This window comes from Vibrio coralliilyticus ATCC BAA-450, assembly GCF_000176135.1.
Lineage (GTDB): Bacteria > Pseudomonadota > Gammaproteobacteria > Enterobacterales > Vibrionaceae > Vibrio > Vibrio coralliilyticus.
In genome coordinates, this window is sequence record NZ_ACZN01000016.1 from 399,365 (window position 1) to 419,921 (window position 20,557).

Annotated in this window: 8 protein-coding genes; 5 read left to right on the forward strand and 3 right to left on the reverse strand. The window is 47.2% G+C overall.

Features of this window, described 5'->3' with window-relative positions:
• Positions 1 to 144: 144 nt before the first annotated feature.
• Together aroG and VIC_RS13030 are read left to right on the forward strand one after the other, a co-directional pair.
• Positions 145 to 1,197 (forward strand): 3-deoxy-7-phosphoheptulonate synthase AroG, encoded by a 1,053-nt coding sequence (gene aroG / locus VIC_RS13025; RefSeq protein ID WP_006960398.1) that lies wholly within the window; start codon positions 145 to 147, stop codon positions 1,195 to 1,197.
• A 202-nt stretch (positions 1,198 to 1,399) separates the two neighbouring features.
• The gene (locus VIC_RS13030) at positions 1,400 to 1,639 is read left to right on the forward strand and encodes a hypothetical protein (protein ID WP_006960399.1); all 240 of its coding nucleotides are present in this window, start codon (positions 1,400 to 1,402) and stop codon (positions 1,637 to 1,639) included.
• A 46-nt stretch (positions 1,640 to 1,685) separates the two neighbouring features.
• On the opposite strand, the gene VIC_RS13035 is transcribed toward VIC_RS13030, so the two are convergent.
• A complete protein-coding gene (locus VIC_RS13035) occupies positions 1,686 to 3,743 on the reverse strand; it encodes an alpha-amylase (RefSeq protein ID WP_006960400.1) in 2,058 nt (685 codons plus the stop codon).
• A 130-nt stretch (positions 3,744 to 3,873) separates the two neighbouring features.
• A complete protein-coding gene (locus VIC_RS13040; RefSeq protein ID WP_172855162.1) occupies positions 3,874 to 4,272 on the reverse strand; it encodes a helix-turn-helix domain-containing protein in 399 nt (132 codons plus the stop codon).
• Between the two features lie 95 nt (positions 4,273 to 4,367).
• On the opposite strand from VIC_RS13040, the gene VIC_RS13045 reads away from it, so the two are divergent.
• Complete coding sequence (locus tag VIC_RS13045; protein WP_006960402.1) at positions 4,368 to 5,276, forward strand: aldo/keto reductase; 909 nt, start codon at positions 4,368 to 4,370, stop codon at positions 5,274 to 5,276.
• Between the two features lie 46 nt (positions 5,277 to 5,322).
• Here the strand turns inward: VIC_RS13045 and VIC_RS13050 are convergent, their stop codons facing one another.
• The gene (locus VIC_RS13050; RefSeq protein WP_006960403.1) at positions 5,323 to 6,912 is read right to left on the reverse strand and encodes an EAL domain-containing protein; all 1,590 of its coding nucleotides are present in this window, start codon (positions 6,910 to 6,912) and stop codon (positions 5,323 to 5,325) included.
• Positions 6,913 to 7,262: 350 nt separating this feature from the next.
• Between VIC_RS13050 and VIC_RS27140 the strand changes: the two genes are divergently transcribed.
• A complete protein-coding gene (locus VIC_RS27140; protein WP_006960404.1) occupies positions 7,263 to 7,517 on the forward strand; it encodes a retention module-containing protein in 255 nt (84 codons plus the stop codon).
• Positions 7,468 to 20,493, forward strand: coding sequence for a retention module-containing protein (locus VIC_RS13060; RefSeq protein WP_006960405.1), 13,026 nt, complete (start codon positions 7,468 to 7,470; stop codon positions 20,491 to 20,493). The genes VIC_RS27140 and VIC_RS13060 overlap by 50 nt, the downstream gene beginning before the upstream one ends.
• Positions 20,494 to 20,557 lie beyond the last annotated feature (64 nt).

Sequence of the window (20,557 nt, forward strand, 5' to 3'; positions counted from 1 at the left end):
TATTGCCTTTTGGTTTAAAAAGTGGTTGCAAGCATCGTTTTTGATAGATAAGTTACAGGGAAGATGAAAAACAAAATAGAGCATTTATGCACCACTAATTTTTGGTGCGGTGTTCAAGCTAAGAGAAATAGGAAGACGTAAGCAATGTTCCAGACTGATGATGTACGAATTAGCAAAGTAAAAGAATTATTACCGCCAGTGGCTGTTTTAGAGAAGTTTCCGGCGACTGAAACTGCGTCTTCAACGACTTTTCGCTCTCGTGAAGCAATCTCTAAGATTTTAAACGGCGATGATGACCGCCTGCTGGTTATCGTTGGTCCTTGTTCTATTCACGATCCTGAAGCAGCAATCGAATACGGTAAGCGTTTGAAAGTATTGCGTGATGAGCTGGGTGACCGCCTAGAAGTCGTGATGCGAGTTTACTTTGAGAAGCCACGTACAACTGTGGGTTGGAAAGGCCTGATTAATGACCCGTACCTGAACGACACGTTTAAGATCAACGACGGTCTGCGCATGGGTCGTAAGTTGCTGCTGGATCTAACTGATCTTGGCCTACCAACGGCAAGTGAATTCCTTGATATGATCACTCCGCAGTACGTTGCAGACTTAATCAGCTGGGGTGCTATCGGCGCACGTACAACTGAGTCTCAGGTACACCGTGAACTGGCTTCTGGTATCTCTTGCCCAGTCGGCTTCAAAAACGGCACTGATGGCAACATCAAAATTGCATCAGATGCAATCCGCAGTGCGAGTGCTTCTCACCACTTCTTGTCAGTCACGAAGTACGGTCACTCAGCAATCGTTGAAACTGCTGGTAACCCAGACTGCCACATCATCCTACGTGGTGGTAAAGAGCCTAACTACAGTGCTGAACATGTTGGTGCTATTAAATCTGAACTTGAAGCGTCAGGTCTGCCTCAGAAGGTGATGATCGACTTTAGTCATGCGAACAGCTCGAAGCAGTACCAGCGTCAGATGTTGGTTTCGGAAGATGTAGCGGGCCAAATTTCTGCAGGTGAAGATGCTATTTTTGGTGTAATGATTGAGTCGCATCTTGTTGAAGGTCGTCAAGATCTTGTTGATGGTCAAGCTCCAACTTACGGTCAGTCTATCACTGATGCGTGTATTGGTTGGGAAGATACTGAAAAGGTTCTTCGTCAGTTAGCCGATGCTGTAGAAGCTCGTCGTAACAAATAACCTATTTCTTATTTGTAAGAAAAGCTCCCAAGTCGGGAGCTTTTTTCGTTTTAGGGGTTTAATTGAACACTGTTTAATATATTATGGAAATCAAACTTATCGACCCCAATGATTCATGAAGCGAACGTCAACGACTATCTGGACTGTCATACTATGCTTGGCTTTATCCCCATGGACTCACGCGGCCCAAAGCGAGAGTGATTTGTTTATTTACACTCTGCCCAAGTACGATGACTCGCGCAATGTGATGAATCAAGACCCGAATGATGCGAAGGTTGATACTACGCCGCCGTCTCCTACCTTGAAGCTAGATTACGAAGTCCCTTGCGATCTCAAATGTGGTATCGGTCATACAGGGCTGTTCTTACTTTATATTGCGGCTGAAGGGCAGAAAGATCAGCAATATCGATATTCATTGATGAATCCAAACTACGAACCTTAATCTGACTAATTTGAACAAGGGCTCTCGGCAGAGAGCCCTTGTGTATTTATTTACCAACGAAACCTACAACAACCGTGTCGCCTTCCAAACTCCGAGAGAAAACATAGGCTGAATTGTTGCCAATTTCTTTGTGTATACCAGCTCCTATTGCTGGGTGGGATTGACGGAACTGGCCTAACGTTTGCCAGTGCTTGAGAAGTTGTTGGCGCTCTTTGCTTAGCTCCCACAGCATGTCTGAGCGAGTGCCCTGATGGAAGTCATCAGCATAGGGGCCTAAATCTCTTCCCACTTCATCACCGTAGTAAACCTGAACAGCGCCGGGGCTAAGTAATAAAGCGTTGGCGGCGTTACGCTGCATCTCAATCGAGTTGAAACGACTGAAAAACAGTTCTGTGTCGTGTGAAGACATGTAGCTGACAGGGGTAAAATCTGGCGTTTCTTGCATTGAATCGGCGTAGTTTTGATAGGTCTCCTGCATTTGGCTCAGACAAGCAGCGCCTTTGTCGAGTTTCTTCTGCATATCAAAGTTGATTAGCGCATCGAAACCTTGGTCAGCATAAGGAGAGCGGTAAGCAGAATGACCCCAGACTTCACCCATCATCCAGAAAGGTTGTCCGATCTGATTATCATTGGCACGCCATTGCTCAAGGCTCTTTGTTGCCTCGTTTTTCAACCGTTTCCACACATCTCCTTCAACGTGCTTAACGGTATCAACTCGAAAACCATCAATACCAAATCGTTTGACCCAGTCTGTTTGCCACTCGATGAGATAGTCGGATACAGTGTAGCTTTCGCGTATTTGAACGCGGGTTCCTGGATTGTTGAGTAACCATTTTGGTGGCGTAACGTGCTGCTCAGACTCGGTCAAAAAATCAGGTAAGCCGGCTAGTGTCATGGTGATGTCGCTTGAGCCGGGTTTGCTGTAGCCTGGCAGACCTGCACGAACCCAGTCTTTACCCCACCACTGATGCCAGTTAGAACTCGTGTAATCAACGGAATCATTAAAGCTATGCCAGTTCTGCCCTGATTTGGGTGCCCAGTCTTGCCACTTATCGGGCATATTATCGGTGTTAACAACGTTTATGTTGTCGAACTGTAAGTCTGCCAGTGTCGAGTAACCCGAATGATTGACCACGGCGTCTAGGAAGATACGCATACCGCGTTTGTGAGCCTCTGTGACCAGCTGCTTTAGATCCTCTTCATTACCAAAGTTCTGATCGATTTTGGTGAAATCACGAGTCCAGTAACCATGGTAGCTATAGAATGGAAAACTGCCTTTCTCTCCACCACCGACAAAGCCGTGGACTTGCTCTACGATAGGAGAAAGCCAGATCACGTCAGTGCCAAGGCTTTGAATATAGTCGAGCTTTTCGGTTAGTCCTTTAAGATCCCCTCCATGAAAGGTGCCGATCTCTTGTTTGCCATCTTTCTTTCGGCCATAGCTTTGGTCATTGGATGTATCTCCGTTGTTGAATCGATCCACCATGGCGAAATAGATATTGGCGTTTCGATAGTCGAATTGCGCAGAGGAGGCGCTGGCGTCGGCCTGTTCAAGTAGAACAAGTCCACCACTGTTCGGGGAGGGCTTTAATCTGACTTGGTCGTTTTGCACGGTAACGAGTTGATTTGAAAATACTTCTCTTAATTGAGTACCATCAGTGAAGGTGCCACCTAAAGAAAGTGTCACCTCTCCACCTTTGTATTGCTCGCAAACGACATCAGGGATAGATCGGGTAAACTTCTTGGCTGCCACTTTCTTAGTTTCTCGAGCTATCGTGATCGTGTGTTGGCCCTCATCGTAGGCAAATGAGTAATCACCACTGAAGCGAATTTTGACCGATAATTCAGTGTCGCTGCTGCAATTGAGGCTCAGTGGTTTACGAAACTTAACTTTCTGTTCTGCTACTGATGGGCACGTACCATCAATCCCCGATATACTGACTTGATAAGTTTCTTTTTTGAGTGGCAGGACCAATGGATCCGATGCGCTTAAAGGGAAATCCCGACTTGTGGTGGTGGTTGAAATGGTGAGAGTCGGCGCGGCTATACTTGCTGAACTGATTAGGGCAGTCAGCACAGCAAGAGATACATGTGTTTGCTTCACGTTCATTCCTTGATTGTTTTTTAAACAAGGTTAAACGGATTACCTCAAGCTGACATCATTCCCCTAATCTACGCCCCAAAATTTGCTCAAAATCACAGCAGTCATCCTTTATGTTGTACGAATGACAGTTTCAGCGTTGTGCCTTTATCTGGAGGTTTAAAAATTGCACCATGGCAGATTCATCCAGGTAGCCATCGGCTTTCTTGTGACCTCGTAGATATTGATAGCCTGCAATGACATGGCGGTGTGGTTCGTGGTCTTTTGGCTCAAAGCCATTGACGTGTCGATAGGCCATTATATAGGCGTCCATGTCGACCACTTCAGCTTGTCTATATAGATACCCGCAGCCAGTAGCCAGCCATTCAAGTGAACAGTTGGCTTTCATGGCTATCTGATTAGCTTTCGACAAACTCGGTTCACTCCCGTTGAGGTATTTGCGAATCAGGGCTTCTGAAAGTTCTACTCGGCGAGCAAAACCAGAAACCGACTCCTCACCAATCAATTGTTTTAGCCGTTCGGAGAAACTCAATTTTTCGTACTCTGGTTCGAATTTGTTGTCAGTATACGTTGAGCATTGAATTAAACAAGAATACTGTAAAGGCAGTTTTTATTAGGAGGTAAGTGATGGTGTCTAAAGTCACAATTGCGCCGCAAGGCCCGGAGTTTTCTCAACTGGTTCAGGGTTACTGGCGCCTTGCAGAATGGGGTATGACGCCTCAGCAAAGATTGTCGTTTCTCAAGCAACATATTGAGTTAGGTGTTACAACAGTCGACCATGCCGATATCTACGGCAATTACGAATGTGAAGCTCTATTTGGTGAAGCGTTAAAGTTAGATCCTGCCGTCCGTGATGAGATTGAGATCGTCACTAAGTGTGATATTAACCTCTGTACTGACAAATTTCCTCAACGCAAGGTGAACCACTATGACACCAGTGCGGGGCATATTTATGAATCTGTTAACAATTCGCTTGCACGTCTGAACATCGAGCAAATTGATGTCTTGCTTATCCATAGACCTGATGTACTGATGGATGCGGATGAAGTGGCTGATGCGTTTAATGAATTACACAAAGTTGGCAAAGTGAAGCACTTTGGCGTGTCTAACTTCACTCCAAGTCAGTTTGATCTTCTACAATCTCGTGTGGCCAAACCGCTCGTTACTAACCAGGTTGAAATCAATCCATTGAATTTTGAAGTTGCCCATGATGGTACGTTAGATCAGCTTCAAATGAAGCGCGTGCGACCAATGGCGTGGTCTTGTCTCGGCGGCGGGAGCATCTTTACTGGTGCAACCGAGCAGGCACAACGTGTTCGTGATGAGCTAGAAGCAATCCGATGTGAAGTAGGTGCGCAGAGTATTGATCAAGTGATCTACGCATGGGTAAATAGACTGCCATCACGACCTCTGCCTATTATTGGTTCAGGAAAAATTGAACGCGTGAAAAGCGCTGTTGAAGCGATGGACATTGAGCTCACTCGTGAGCAATGGTATCGCGTTTGGGTAGCCTCTAAAGGTCATGGTGTGCCATAGGCCACTCAAAAGGAAGCAAAAAGGAGCCAGCTAAGCTGGCTCCTTTTTAGTAACAGATAGAACGATTGGCAAAACGAACACTAAACGGTGTGACCGTATATTCGACAAGTGCCTCCGGCTTTATCGGCCTCGAATAGTAAAAACCTTGGATGTAGCGGACGCCAAGCTCATTCAACTGGCTGATCTGAAGTTCGTTTTCTACACCCTCAGCAATAACCTTCATGTTCAGTTCTTTTGCTAAGCTCACCATAGACTGAATAACAGGTTTAATATGGGTGTCTGCGCCTAAGCTGTTAATGAAAACCTTATCTATTTTCATCACATTAAACTTGTGCTGTCTTATCAAATTTAACCCGGAATATCCGGTACCAAAATCATCCACAGCGACTTCAAATCCAAGCTGGCTTATACGTTGCAAAGAACTGAGAGCGTCTTTAAGTTGATCGACAGGGAAATCAAGGTTTTCCGTCACCTCTATTAGAATGTGCTGCACGTAAGCTGGGTTTTCTTTGGCGTAAGACTGTAGAAAAGCCATGAAGTCAGGCTTGAGTAATGATGTACGGCTTAAGTTTATACTAATGTAATGATTACCCAGGTTATGGCCATTCTGTGTTAGAAACCCTGTCACCGATTGAAAGGTGTGGCGAGTCAAATCATCAATGAGATCCAACTTCTCTGCGAGTGGAATAAATATTTCAGGAGAAATGCGGCCTTTCAGCGGGTGATTCCAACGCAGCAAGGCTTCACTACCGACCACATTGCGTGTTTCGATATCCACAATCGGTTGCAAATACAGTTCGATCTGACGCTCGCTAATGGCTTTATTCAAACAGAATTCGATCGAATGCCTGACAAGAGTGTGATGGCGCAGCAGGATATAAATCAGTGACAAGGCGAAAGCGAACAACACGACCTGCCAAATGTTTTGTTGGTAGTGGTGAAGATAGGCGGCGGTATCAAGCTGGATTTTGACCGACAACGGATAGAGTTGTGATGAGAAGTTGAAAGGCGTGGTCATATATTCAGAAATCTGATGCTGTCCTTGAATACTGCGGCTGAGAACCTGAATCTGATACCCGTAGTGTTGATTGTCTAACAGAGAAGACGTTTGTTGCAGAAACTGATTAGGCGGAAGCAACGCGTTAATACCTGTTCCGTCATCGGAAGAGACATAAATGAAAAATGAATTGAGTTTGCTTTTTGATTTGGTCAGCGAAATGGTGATGTTATTTGATGACTCTGAAATGCGTTGCAACACGGAAGAAAATAAGCGGATACGGGTTGGTCCTTCGTTACTGGTGCAGTAAACATGGGAGCCTTGATATAAGCCAATCTCTTTAATCATATCAGAGTGGAACATATGAGCACGAAGAGCGAGTTTGTCTTCTTCGCTACACGAAGCGCTCACATTCTTCTTTAGGATGATTAATTCGCTGGCTACTCGGTCGATATAATTTTCCAACGTGGTCACTGAGTGATTGCCGTCGAGAACGGCCTGTTCTCTCGTTTGATGGTAGTTCCAAATAAACGACACGATAAATACTGCCCCAAATATGCCCGCTATGGGAAATAAATTGGGTAAGTGCGCAAAAACTTCTCTTCCATTAGCCAAGTAACGCTGAATTTTGTAATTCATGAAGACATCAATGTCCGTATAGTATTTTCTTTACTTTAAGAGTTATCTATCAAAGATGATGTTTTTCATAGCCTTATTTTGGCGTTTAACGTATTTTTTAATCTATTTTCTCACTTGTGAGACTTTTGGCGGCGAGCATGAGTTAACTGTTGAATATCATGCAGTTAGCTGAGGGGTGACAGTGTGCAATTAGGTCTATACTTACTCTAATAGCGAACAACGGCCATATTGCGGAAATAAGCACTGGAATCACGTACAAATTTTGATATTTTTGTCGCCAATACGCTTGTTAAATATTATTAAAATTCTTAATTGCTGTTGACTTGCTGAGTCAGATTGAGGGGATAAGTATGGAAGTCGAAATTGTACGCCAGACTCGCATCGTTGAAGAGGTAAATGGTGATGTTATTGCCGTGAAGCCAGACGGTGCTGCGAGAAAAGTCATTCAAGGCGAGACTATCCAGTCGAATGAAATTATGATCACCGCTCGTAATGCCTCCGTGGTGTTAAGTGCGGACGGTGTTCCCTCAGAGATTGACGAAAATAGCATTTCTCTTGGATTTGGAAAGCGCAGAAACAGGTGCATGGCATGTTGCGCCAGTTGATGGAGATGTTGAGTTTGATCTTGACCAGCTTGGTGAAGGTGCTTTAAGTGAAGACGATATTGCGGCAATTCAAGGCGCAATTTTAGACGGTGCTGACCCGACTCAAATTCTAGAAGCAACTGCTGCGGGAGCAGGTGGTGCTGGTTCCGCTAATGGTGGCTTTGTAACCATCGACTACAATGGCACCGAAGTGTTAGCAAGTACTTTCTTCGAAACATCTGCGCAAGCACAAGACGATGCAGAAGAGACAGAAGATGAGCTAAGAACGTTAGTATTTGCTGCTGGTGGTGAAAGCATTTCAGAAGCGCTTGTTGAGGGCTCTCTATCATCTGGTACTTACCCCCAATCAGAAACAGCAACAGTCACCATCTTTGCTGGTGACCTTCCCTTAGATGCCGATAGTTTTGTCCCTGAACCTGCTTCACTCGCTAGCTTATTGGCTGAACTCAATTCTGATATCACATCTTCAGGCGAAGCCGTTACGTTTACTTATGATTCTGCCGAGAACGCTATTATCGGTGTCAACGCTCAAGGTGAAGTGTTGCGCATTGATATTGATACGACTCTGGTCGGCAAAGATGTCAGCCTTGAGCTGGCCACAACAGTAAGCCAGCCTATTGATCATGTAGATTCTGTTGGTGGTGGACAAGTTGCAATCAGCGATGATCAGATTTCAGTCAGCTTTGATATCACAGGTGCTGATTCAGGTGGTAACGCTATTCGAGCTCCTATCGATGCTCAGGTTTCAATTGGAGATGGCGTTAATCCAACACCTCAAGCGACGAATGTTCAGAACGTCGAATCTGATTCAACGTTAATCCAAGGCGCATTCGTTGAAATTGGCAGTGATGCACTGGCCTCAGTAACGTTTGACAGTTCTGCACTTCAGCAATTTGATGGCTTACTCAGTGACAATCAAACCACGACGGCAACGCTGTCAGATGACGGGACAACAATCACGTTAACGGCTGATGGTTCAGGAGATACCGTACTGACGGTTAGCGTTGATACGCAGGGGCAGTATGAGTACCAGCAGTTTAAGCCTTTGGAACACAATGGCTCTGATACGATTTCTCTTTCGCTGCCTACCACTATCGTAGATTACGATCAGGACACGGTAACCAATGACCTTAATATTGAGATTACTGACGGCGACAACTCTGTTATTACTAATGTTGATGGGTTGAGTCTTGATGAATCAGGTGTTGCTGGTGGTTCGCAAGTGGGGACTGCTGTGGTTTCGGGTAGTGGTTCTATTACAGCCACCGCAGGCAGCGATATTATCGATCACTTTGAGTTGGAGCCTAGCGAATTTAATACCGATGGCTCACTGACTTCACAGGGGCAGCAGGTCACTCTTGAACTAACGGCTAATGAGAACGGTGTTCGAACGTACGAAGGTGTGATTGAGCTCAATGGCAGCCGTGTCACAGTGTTCGAAATTAAGGTGGATTCACCTGCGCAAGGTGATTATGAGTTCGCGTTGTTTGAACAGCTTGATCATTTAGGTGCGAACGATGAGTCATTGACGATTGAACTCCCAGTTTACGCGGTTGATGCGGATGGTGACCGTTCTGAATTAGCGGGCGGTACGGGTTCCGAGGAAGCGGGCAAAATTCTCATCCAAGTGAAAGACGATGCACCGACGATTAGCAGCGCTGACGCCTTGACTCTTGACGAAGATGACCTCGCTTCAGGTTCCTCACCAGACGTGGCTTCTTTGACGGCAAACGGTCAGTTTACTGTAACTGAAGGCGCAGATACGGTAGTTGAATACCGACTCGATACGAACTCTAATCCAGTATCAGGTTTGAAGTCCGATGGCTTGGCGGTATCGCTGAATGAAACCTATGACAGCGCAACTAATACCTATACCTATACCGCTTCAACGTCTGCTCAGGATGTATTTGTCCTGACGATAAAAGGAGATGGCACCTACTCATTTGAGTTGAAAGGACCGATTGATCATGCTGCGAATGCTGATGATAAAACATTGAATTTCGCGGTTATTGCCAAAGATAATGATGGTGATACTGCTGCGCAAAATATTTCTGTCAATATTGTCGATGATGCTCCTTCGATAACCCATGCTGAGGCGTTAATCCTCAACGAGAATGACTTAGCCAGTGGCACTAGTCCAGACGCGACACGCGTGAGCCAAGATGGAGACTTCACCACGCTTGAAGGGGCGGATAAGGTCGTGAGCTACAAGCTTGACCTGACCACTAACCCGATTGATGGCCTGACTTCTCAGGGCAAAGCGGTGACGCTCTCTGAGTCCATCGATGCTGATGGTGTGGCGACGTACACGGCTTCAAGCACTGATGGCGATGTGTTTGTACTGACGTTACGTCCTGATGGCAGCTACACCTTTGAGCTGAAAGGTCCGATTGACCATGACGCTAACAGCGACAGTGAACGCCTTGATTTCACGGTGGTGGCGACCGACACTGATGGCGACACCGACCGTATTACCATGCCTGTGACTATTGGCGATGATAGCCCGAACATCGCATCGGCTGAGGCGTTAATCCTCAACGAGAATGACTTAGCCAGTGGCACTAGTCCAGACGCGACACGCGTGAGCCAAGATGGAGACTTCACCACGCTTGAAGGGGCGGATAAGGTCGTGAGCTACAAGCTTGACCTGACCACTAACCCGATTGATGGCCTGACTTCTCAGGGCAAAGCGGTGACGCTCTCTGAGTCCATCGATGCTGATGGTGTGGCGACGTACACGGCTTCAAGCACTGATGGCGATGTGTTTGTACTGACGTTACGCCCTGATGGCAGTTACACCTTTGAGCTGAAAGGTCCGATTGACCATGACGCCAACAGCGACAGTGAGCGCCTTGATTTCACGGTGGTGGCGACCGACACCGATGGTGACACCGACCGTATTACCCTGCCTGTGACCATTGGCGATGATAGCCCGAACATCGCATCGGCGGAGGCATTAATCCTCAATGAGAATGACTTAGCCAGTGGCACTAGCCCAGACGCGACACGCGTGAGCAAAGACGGAGACTTCACCACGCTTGAAGGTGCGGATAAGGTAGTGAGCTACGAGCTTGACCTGACCACCAACCCGATTGATGGCCTGACTTCTCAGGGCAAAGCGGTGACGCTCTCTGAATCCATCGATGCCGATGGCGTGGCGACCTACACGGCTTCAAGCACTGATGGCGACGTGTTTGTACTGACGTTGCGCCCTGATGGCAGTTACACCTTTGAACTGAAAGGTCCGATTGACCATGACGCTAACAGCGACAGTGAACGCTTTGATTTCACGGTGGTGGCGACCGATACCGATGGCGACACCGACCGCATTGCGCTGCCAGTTACGATTGGCGATGATAGCCCGAACATCGCATCGGCTGAGGCGCTAATCCTCAATGAGAATGACTTAGCCAGTGGCACTAGCCCAGACGCGACACGCGTGAGCAAAGACGGAGACTTCACCACGCTTGAAGGTGCGGATAAGGTAGTGAGCTACGAGCTTGACCTGACCACCAACCCGATTGATGGCCTGACTTCTCAGGGCAAAGCGGTGACGCTCTCTGAGTCCATCGATGCCGATGGTGTGGCCACCTACACGGCTTCCAGCGTAGATGGCGATGTGTTTGTGCTGACGTTGCGCCCTGATGGCAGCTACACCTTTGAACTGAAAGGTCCGATTGACCATGACGCCAACAGCGACAGTGAACGCTTTGATTTCACAGTGGTGGTGACCGATACCGATGGCGACACCGACCGCATTACTCTGCCTGTTACGATTGGCGATGATAGCCCGAACATCGCCTCGGCGGAGGCGTTAATCCTCAATGAGAATGACTTAGCCAGTGGCACTAGCCCAGACGCGACACGTGTGAGCCAAGACGGAGACTTCACCACCCTTGAAGGTGCGGATAAGGTCGTGAGCTACGAGCTTGACCTGACCACTAACCCGATTGATGGCCTGACTTCTCAGGGCAAAGCGGTGACGCTCTCTGAATCCATCGATGCCGATGGTGTGGCCACGTACACGGCTTCAAGCACTGATGGCGATGTGTTTGTGCTGACGTTACGCCCTGATGGCAGTTACACCTTTGAGCTGAAAGGTCCGATTGACCATGACGCCAACAGCGACAGTGAGCGCCTTGATTTCACGGTGGTGGCGACCGACACCGATGGTGACACCGACCGTATTACCCTGCCTGTGACCATTGGCGATGATAGCCCGAACATCGCATCGGCGGAGGCATTAATCCTCAATGAGAATGACTTAGCCAGTGGCACTAGCCCAGACGCGACACGCGTGAGCAAAGACGGAGACTTCACCACCCTTGAAGGTGCGGATAAGGTCGTGAGCTACAAGCTTGACCTGACCACCAACCCGATTGATGGCCTGACTTCTCAGGGCAAAGCGGTGACGCTCTCTGAATCCATCGATGCCGATGGCGTGGCGACCTACACGGCTTCAAGCACTGATGGCGATGTGTTTGTGCTGACGTTGCGCCCTGATGGCAGCTACACCTTTGAACTGAAAGGTCCGATTGACCATGACGCCAACAGCGACAGTGAACGCTTTGATTTCACAGTGGTGGCGACCGATACCGATGGCGACACCGACCGCATTACTCTGCCTGTTACGATTGGCGATGATAGCCCGAACATCGCCTCGGCGGAGGCGTTAATCCTCAATGAGAATGACTTAGCCAGTGGCACTAGCCCGGACGCGACACGCGTGAGCAAAGACGGAGACTTCACCACGCTTGAAGGTGCGGATAAGGTCGTGAGCTACGAGCTTGACCTGACCACCAACCCGATTGATGGCCTGACTTCTCAGGGCAAAGCGGTGACGCTCTCTGAATCCATCGATGCCGATGGTGTGGCCACGTACACGGCTTCAAGCACTGATGGCGATGTGTTTGTGCTGACGTTACGCCCTGATGGCAGTTACACCTTTGAGCTGAAAGGTCCGATTGACCATGACGCCAACAGCGACAGTGAACGCTTTGATTTCACGGTGGTGGCGACCGATACCGATGGCGACACCGACCGCATTACATTGCCTGTTACGATTGGCGATGATAGCCCGACAATTCGCTCTATTGACCCATCAAGCACGTTTGTCGTTGATGAAGATGATACGGCAGCAGGTTCTGATTCGTCTGGTGCAGTCGCCGTTGCGACAGGTAGTTTTGTCACCTCACAAGGGGCTGATGGTGTTGTTGCCTATGAGTTGGTGAATATAGCTGATACGCAAAATGGTCTAACGTCTAATGGGCAAGCCGTTACGATTTCAGAGGTGAATGGCGTTGCCGGCGCGACCACTTATCAAGGTGTGGCTGGCGGTCAAGTGATCTTCACTATAGTGCTGTCTGACAACGGTGATTACACTTACACCCAATTTAAAGCTTTGGACCATGCACAAAACAGCGATACGTTGACCATTCCGTTCGATGTGGTTGCGATTGATAAAGACAACGACATCTCACCTGCTGTCCGCCTACCAATTGCAGTCATTGATGATCAACCTGTACTAACGGGGACGACAGGGGAAACATCTGTCGACGAAGATGACCTAGCGGGTATCGGCTCGGATCGCTCAGAAGACACCACGATTAATGGTAACTTCGTCATTGCTGAAGGCGCTGACAGTGTTGTGGAATATGAGTTAACTAATGCAGATGATACGTTAGATGGTTTGTCTGCTGACGGCGAAGCGCTTGAGTGGGCTGCTGTCCAAACCAGTGGCACGACGTTCACCTATACAGCAATGACTGAAAATGGTCATGAGCCAGTATTTAGAATTGTTTTTGATACATTAGACAACAGCTATCAATTTGAATTACTTAAACCTCTTGATCATGCAGACGGTGCGGGTGAAAACAGTGTCCAAATAGACTTTACAATCAAGGCGACAGATTTTGATGGAGATGAGTCCGCTGCGATTACTCTACCTATTACCGTCGTCGATGATGTCCCATTGTTGACTGACCACTCGATTTCTAGAGTTGAAGGTAGTGGTTTCAAGAGAGTGAATATGTTTGAAGCCTCCACTGATAAAGGGGCTGATGACGCTGCTATTACGATGATTGAAGGGACTACAGACGGTACTTCGGTGATTAAATTTGGCGGTGAAAATGGTACCTATGTCGATAGTGTCGATATTCAGTCTGGCAATCAAACGATCAAAGTTTACGAAGAGTACGATACTGGTAACGGAACAAGAGATATCCGCGAACTGGGTGAGTTGAGAGTCAACTCTAATGGTGACATCCGTTTCAAAGCGTACGATAACCTAGAACATGATGGTGATACGTTTGATTTTAGTATTGATGTGACTGCGACGGATGGAGACAAAGATACCTCAACGGCGCAATTGGATCTGACCATCGTCGATAGAAAAGCGTCAGCAATCGCGCTCAAAGTTACGACTTTCGAAGAATCTGGTCGTGATCCGTCGATTGACTACGATCCAAATAATCCGAATACCGTTGATACCGCTAACGTTCAGGATAACCAGAGCGGCATCACGGGTCTTGACTCTCCAACACAGATTTTGCTTCAAGCGAATTTGTATGATGCGGATAACAACGAATCTATCGGTGGTATGACGATCAAGGCGGGAGATCACCACGGTACCTTCTACTACTTTGACGGCAGCCAATACGTCGAACTTGAACCAAACAACAGAGGCAAAATCTACATTGATGGCTCTTTGATTGATCAGACATCGAGTGTGAATGGCGATGGCGATCAAATCACCACGATCACTAACCTGTATTTTGTACCAGACAGAAACTACTCGACCGATGAATCAGGTATCCAGATCAAGTACCAGCTTGAAATTGACAACGATGGTACGTTGGATCATAAGCTGAATTCGAGCTTCAGAATTGAAGTGGAAAGTGTCGCCGATATTGCCACCTGGGATGATGCCAATAGCACCTACGAATACACGCTAACAGAGGATGGGGCTCATCAGACGCTCAACTTGAGTGCGGTGACACAAGATACCAGTAATCCAGAGACGATTACGTACCGTCTTGAAGTGACTCAAGGTCAAGGCGAGTTTGAGTTACTGGATGCATCAGGAAACGTCATTGCAGAGTCATCTCCAGGCGTTTATCTGATCAGCTCTGATGACATCAACAGTGTTCAGCTAAATCCGAGGGATAACTTCTCTGGAGCGATTAAGTTTGACGCAAAAGCATTGACCGAAGAAAGCTCCAATGCTGTTTCTGGCAAAGAAACTGCCGAGTCCGTGGTTCAAGAGCTGGTATTCAATGTTACGCCGAAGGCAGATGAGAGTAGCTTCTCAGTCAACCGTATCTCAATCTTTGAGGATAATGCGGCGAGCCAGAACACAGTCGATCCCGATACCGATCATGAACCGTTTACACTCGATAAAGTCATCACGCTCAATTCAACGGTTGACATTGATACTCCGGGAGATACTTCTGAAGTGCTGTATGTCCGTTTATCTGATTTCACTGACGAAAATGGTCAGCCGCTAACTGGCTTTGAAGTACGTTGGGTGAGTTCAGGTGATCCGCTAACGCTGATTACGGATGGTAGTGAAAGCTATTACGAGATTGCACAATCTGATTTGGATAAAGTTGAAATTCAACCGCCACTACATTCCAACGAGAACTTCACCTTTGAGGCCACAGGTGTTGTGAAAGATACCGCAACACTTGGCGATGGCTCTCAGGTTACCGATGTGGTCGAAATGGGTGCGGGTAAAACCGTTCATGTGTCGGTGAAAGGTGTCGCTGACATCCCTTACATCCCAGATGTACCAGATGTTCCTGACACTGGTGCTGAGCTTGATACTTGGTACAGCTACACAGACGGTAATGGCAATGCAGGTGCGCAGGTTGTCATTAACGAAAACTCCAGTATTGAGCTGAGTTTTGCCGTCCTGTCGGGTGAAGAAAAAGATGGTGTCAATGATAACTCTGAATCGATAACGGTACTTCTCTCGGATATTCCTGATGGCGTTCAATTGTACGACAGTAATGGTGGTGCAATTGACTTGGTATATGTAGGTAGTGATGCTAATGGCCCTATTTATCAGGCCAATATTACTCAAGAGCAATACAATTCAGGTATTACGGTTGAACCGCCAAAACATTCGACGGAAGACATTAACATAACGACGAAAGTTATCGTTACGGAGAATGACGGCCACATCAGAGAAGTTGACGGCAGTATTCTGGTTAAAGTTGTTCCTGTTATTGATGCCGGTGGTAGTGATGACGCTTACAGTAGGACTTCTACAGGTAACGAAGACAGCTTTATCGTCGTCCCTTGGAATCTGCAAAATGCAGAGAATCCTGACAGAGCACCAGATACCAATGATCGTGATTATGAGTTCGTCTCATCCATTACTATTTCAGGTTTCCCTGAAGATGTTGAGATTACGATTGATGGCGTTCCAGTGGCTAACTACACAGGCGGCACCGCGATTTATGATGACGTTACCAATACATTGACGATCACTGGGTTGGACGAAAACTCCAGCCAACCTGTCGTGCGTGTTAAGCCGCCAGAAGACTCTAGCGTCGACATGAACTTACAGACCAAATTGGTCATCGAAGAGCATGACGCCGATAATAATGGGGACAGTGTTGCCCCTAAAGAAGTGACGGGTTCACTCACCGTTGTGGTTAGGCCAATTGTTGAGAGTGATGGTGATCTTCAGGTTAAATCTAATAATGCTGTTGTTACCACGATTGACGATGCAGATGATGATGGTCGTATAGACTTCACTATCAACGATCAAAATGGTGATGCGAATGTTATTGTCTTTGAAGATCTTGATCCGAGTTCGGATGAACTAGTCAAAGAAGTGGTGGTTCGTTTTGTCGGCATTTCAGGTGATGACTTGGATCAGCTGTTTGTCACAGGTGCTGTCAACAATGGTGACGGCTCTTGGACAGTGACGGATGAAGAAAACTTCAGCATTGTCGCCCCTGATGGCCTTAGTTACACCGATAGCAATGGGTTACCGAGCAGTACCTTGACGGTTGAGTTTGTCGCTCAGGTTTACGATAAAGGTGATGAAAACGAGAATGGCCCAGTGAGTCAGAAATCGACCACTGTGGATCTTACTTTCCCGACTGATGTTATTGATCAAAACAGCGAAGCTGCGGTTATTGAGCAAGTGACGACTCCAGACGCCATTATCACAGGAGTCGAAGACAACTACGTTGACCTTAGTAGTCAGCTAAGCAATGTTGTCCAAATTGGTGTCGATGGTAGTAATATCAGTACTGCTGATCATGTCGCGGATCAGCTCACGATAGTGATTGATCCAAGCGATATTCCAGCAGAAGTGAGTGGTTTGAAAGTGATCGGAGCGGAATACGATTTCGCTAATAACCTTTACCTGTTCGAAGCAACCGTCAATCCTGATGGCAGTATTTCGATTCCTGATGGCCTCAAACTAGAGCTGCCAGAGGATTATGCTGGTGACTTCAACTTACCGATTACCTTTGTCACTACGGATAAAGCGTCCGGTGATGAGAATCGTGTCGAATTGAATATTCCTGTCGCAATAACACCGGTAGTTGATATAGCGCCGGGAGCGGGCGAGCAGGGTCAGCCTCTCGACAGCGATGTCACTCCTGAAATAAGCCTGAGTGCGACTTCAGTTGAAAAAGGCACGGGTACTCAGTTGGACGCTAATGCACTGGAAGATAATCTTATTAAGTTAGATCTTGATATTGATTTGGCAGATGTTCGCAACGATAGTCACCAAGGCCAAGAAACACTGACGAGAGTTGAAATCACGTTACCTGATTCTAGCTTGGGTTATTTCGCTGATGTGAATGGTGACCCTATCCAACCAGACAGCAGTGTGTTTGTCGTTGATTCTAACGATCCTGTGGTTATTCAGGCGGCATTAGATGGCTTGTACTTTGTACCTAAAGAGAACTATCCGACGGACAGCAGTGGCAATTCAATCTCCTTTACAGTGAAAGGCACGGTGGTTGACCAAACCACTTTTGATACCACAGGTACGACGCAAGTTTCCAATACGAGTAGTGAGCGCACCTTCACGCAGAACGTGGACATTGATATCACGCCAGTCCTGGATCCTGTCACTATGCCAACCGCAGCGGACAATATCGTTGTGGTTGGTGATGAAGATACCGACATTTCGCTCACTTCAGGTGGTTCTGGATTGTCGATCGCATTGAATGACACGGATGGCTCAGAGCAATTCCTTTCAGCCAAACTAACGGGTGTGCCTGATGACTTTACGGTAACCAGTACTTCGTCTGACTTTGTAGTTAAGAACAGTGGTGGTGGTGAATGGGTTATTCAATTGACTGACCCGAGCGTAACAGAAATCGATCTGTCAGCGATTTCGATTCGCCCAGCAGAGCATTTCAGTGGCACTGCCAATATTGGAATTACTGTGTTTACGCAAGAGCAACTGTTACAAGAGCCTACTGCACATCAAGGGCAATTCACCATTGATGTTACCCCTGTTGGCGATGTGGTAGACATTGACCCAACAAGCAGTGTGACTGGTAATGAAGGTGAGAATATCGACATTGCTATAAACGCGAGTATCGTTGATAAAACCGATCTGTTACCGGGTGATTCTGCTCAGGATCAGCCAGAAACATTGTTAATTACTGTTGAGCAAGTACCGGACGGTGCGACGATTTACTACCCAGATGGTGTGACACCTGCGAACAATCTAGGCAATGGTAAATGGGAGCTGCGTGTCGATGCTCAGGAAGTCGACAAGATTGTGTTTAATTCCGGGGATCACAACAAAGGAACTTGGAATGAAGATAGCCTGAAAATTACCGTCCAATCGGTGGATAAAGATGCGGATGGCAATGAATATCTTGGTCCGACAACGAATCAGGTCTTTGATGTCGCCGTTGATGTTGAAGCGGTGAATGACCGCCCAGAGTTCAACAATATCGCTGATATTCAGACCGCAGAAGATACTGTCGTGGCGATTAAAGGCTTCACGGTGTCCGATGTGGATTCTAGCCTTGATGATCCCGATGCTGAATACACGTTGACTTTAAATGTAGATAGCGGCGAGCTATTCCAAAACACCACGATAGCAGCTAACAATGGGCTCACCGTCTCGGTGGATGCATCAGGCCAGACTGTGACAATTACGGGTAAAGTCGCTGACATCAACTCGGCTCTTGCTCAAGACCTTGTCACATTCAAGCCGGATGAAAACAGCAATGATTTGATCGACACTGATGGCGTTAAAGTGACGGCCCACATCGACGATCAAGGCAATGTGGGTTCGGTGGATGCTGCAAACCCAGACACCTCAAACACCAACGAAACGTCATTCGTTATTCATGTCTCTGAAGTGAATGACGAGCCTCAAGCTGGCGATCTTGACCTAGGGGATATTCTTGAAGAAGGCAGTATTCAGATCACCGCCGCGCAGTTGATTGCCGCCAGCAATGACATTGATGGTGATGATTTGGTGGTTAAGTCCATCTCTGTCCCCGCAGAGCAAGGTACACTGACTCTTAACCCAGACGGTGTTTCTTGGACGTTTACGGCAGCAGATGACTTTAATGGTGATGTGTCCATCAGCTATACCATTGAGGACAATGGTGCAACGAACGGAGTCAATGACTTCCTTCAAGATACAGGTACGGTTTCATTGTCTGTGATAGGGGTAAATGATAAGCCTGAGATTGATGTGGACGACATTACGACCATCATCAATGAATCTTCGGGCCAGTTGATCAGTGGAATCTCCGTCAGCGATGCTGACTATGTTGACGCATTTGCTAATGACGCCATGACTGTCACGCTCAGTGTCGATTTTGGACAGCTGAATGTAACCATACCTGCGGGCTCTTCTATCACAGCGACTCCGTCGTCAGGCAGTTCAATTACACTGACGGGCACTATTGGTGAACTGAATACCCTGCTGGATTCTCCATCTGCTGGCACTGGTGTAACCTTTGATGCGACGCACGCCCCATCTGACAGCGTGACGCTTGCCATTACTGCGACGGATTCAGGCAACCCTTCAGGCATGGTGATGTCGGAGACAACGCAAAAACCGATCACGATTACGCCTGTTGCAAACGCGCCAACTCTATCGATTGCGCCAGATAACAATTATGTGAAGAACATTAATGCCAGCCTAACAGCAAGCAATAATGGTATCGCTCTACTGGGGATCGTTGCGGCACTTACGGATGTCCATGAAGCTCTATCTCTGGAGTTGTCGGGACTTCCTGCTGGATCAACGGTGGAAACATCGTCAGGAACGCTGGTTCCAGTGGACGGTAAAGTTGTCGTGCCTGCAGATGATATTGATAGCGTCTCTATCGTCGGTGCACAGGAAGGGGCACATACCATTCAATTGACTGCGGTGTCGACTGAAACGGATAGCTCTACGGCTGAATCAGCACCTATTGATATCAACCTTAACGTGACCAATGATATCTCCGATATTGATGTTTCTTCCTCTAGCCAAGATAACCAGCTATTGGGAAGTGACGAAGGTATCGAGTTGCAGGCGGGTTCCGGTGACGACCGAATCGAAGGAGGAACTGGCAATGATACGCTTATCGGTGGTGCTGGTGACGATATTCTTGATGGTGGTTTAGGTTCAGACATTCTGACAGGTGGAACTGGTGAAGATACCTTTATTTGGCATGAAATTGATGATGGTGCGACGGACACTATTACCGATTTCAGTATTGCTGAAGGAGATCAGATTGACCTGCGTGAAGTGTTACCTGAACTGAAGCAAGCTAATGTGGATATGGATACTTTACTGTCCCATTTGGATGCAAAGTTAGTTGATGGAGATGATATTGAACTTAAAGTGCACCCTGATGGTAATGGAAATGGTGAGCAAACTATTCTGGTGGAGGATTTAGGTCAACAAATTGACTTCAACAGCATGGATTCCTCGCAAATTATATCGACCTTGCTTGATCAGCACATTATCGTCCACGATCAGTAATTCTGAATATAAAAACGCCCTCAACCTTGTTCAGGCTAGGTTGAGGGCGCTTTGTTTTATCTCA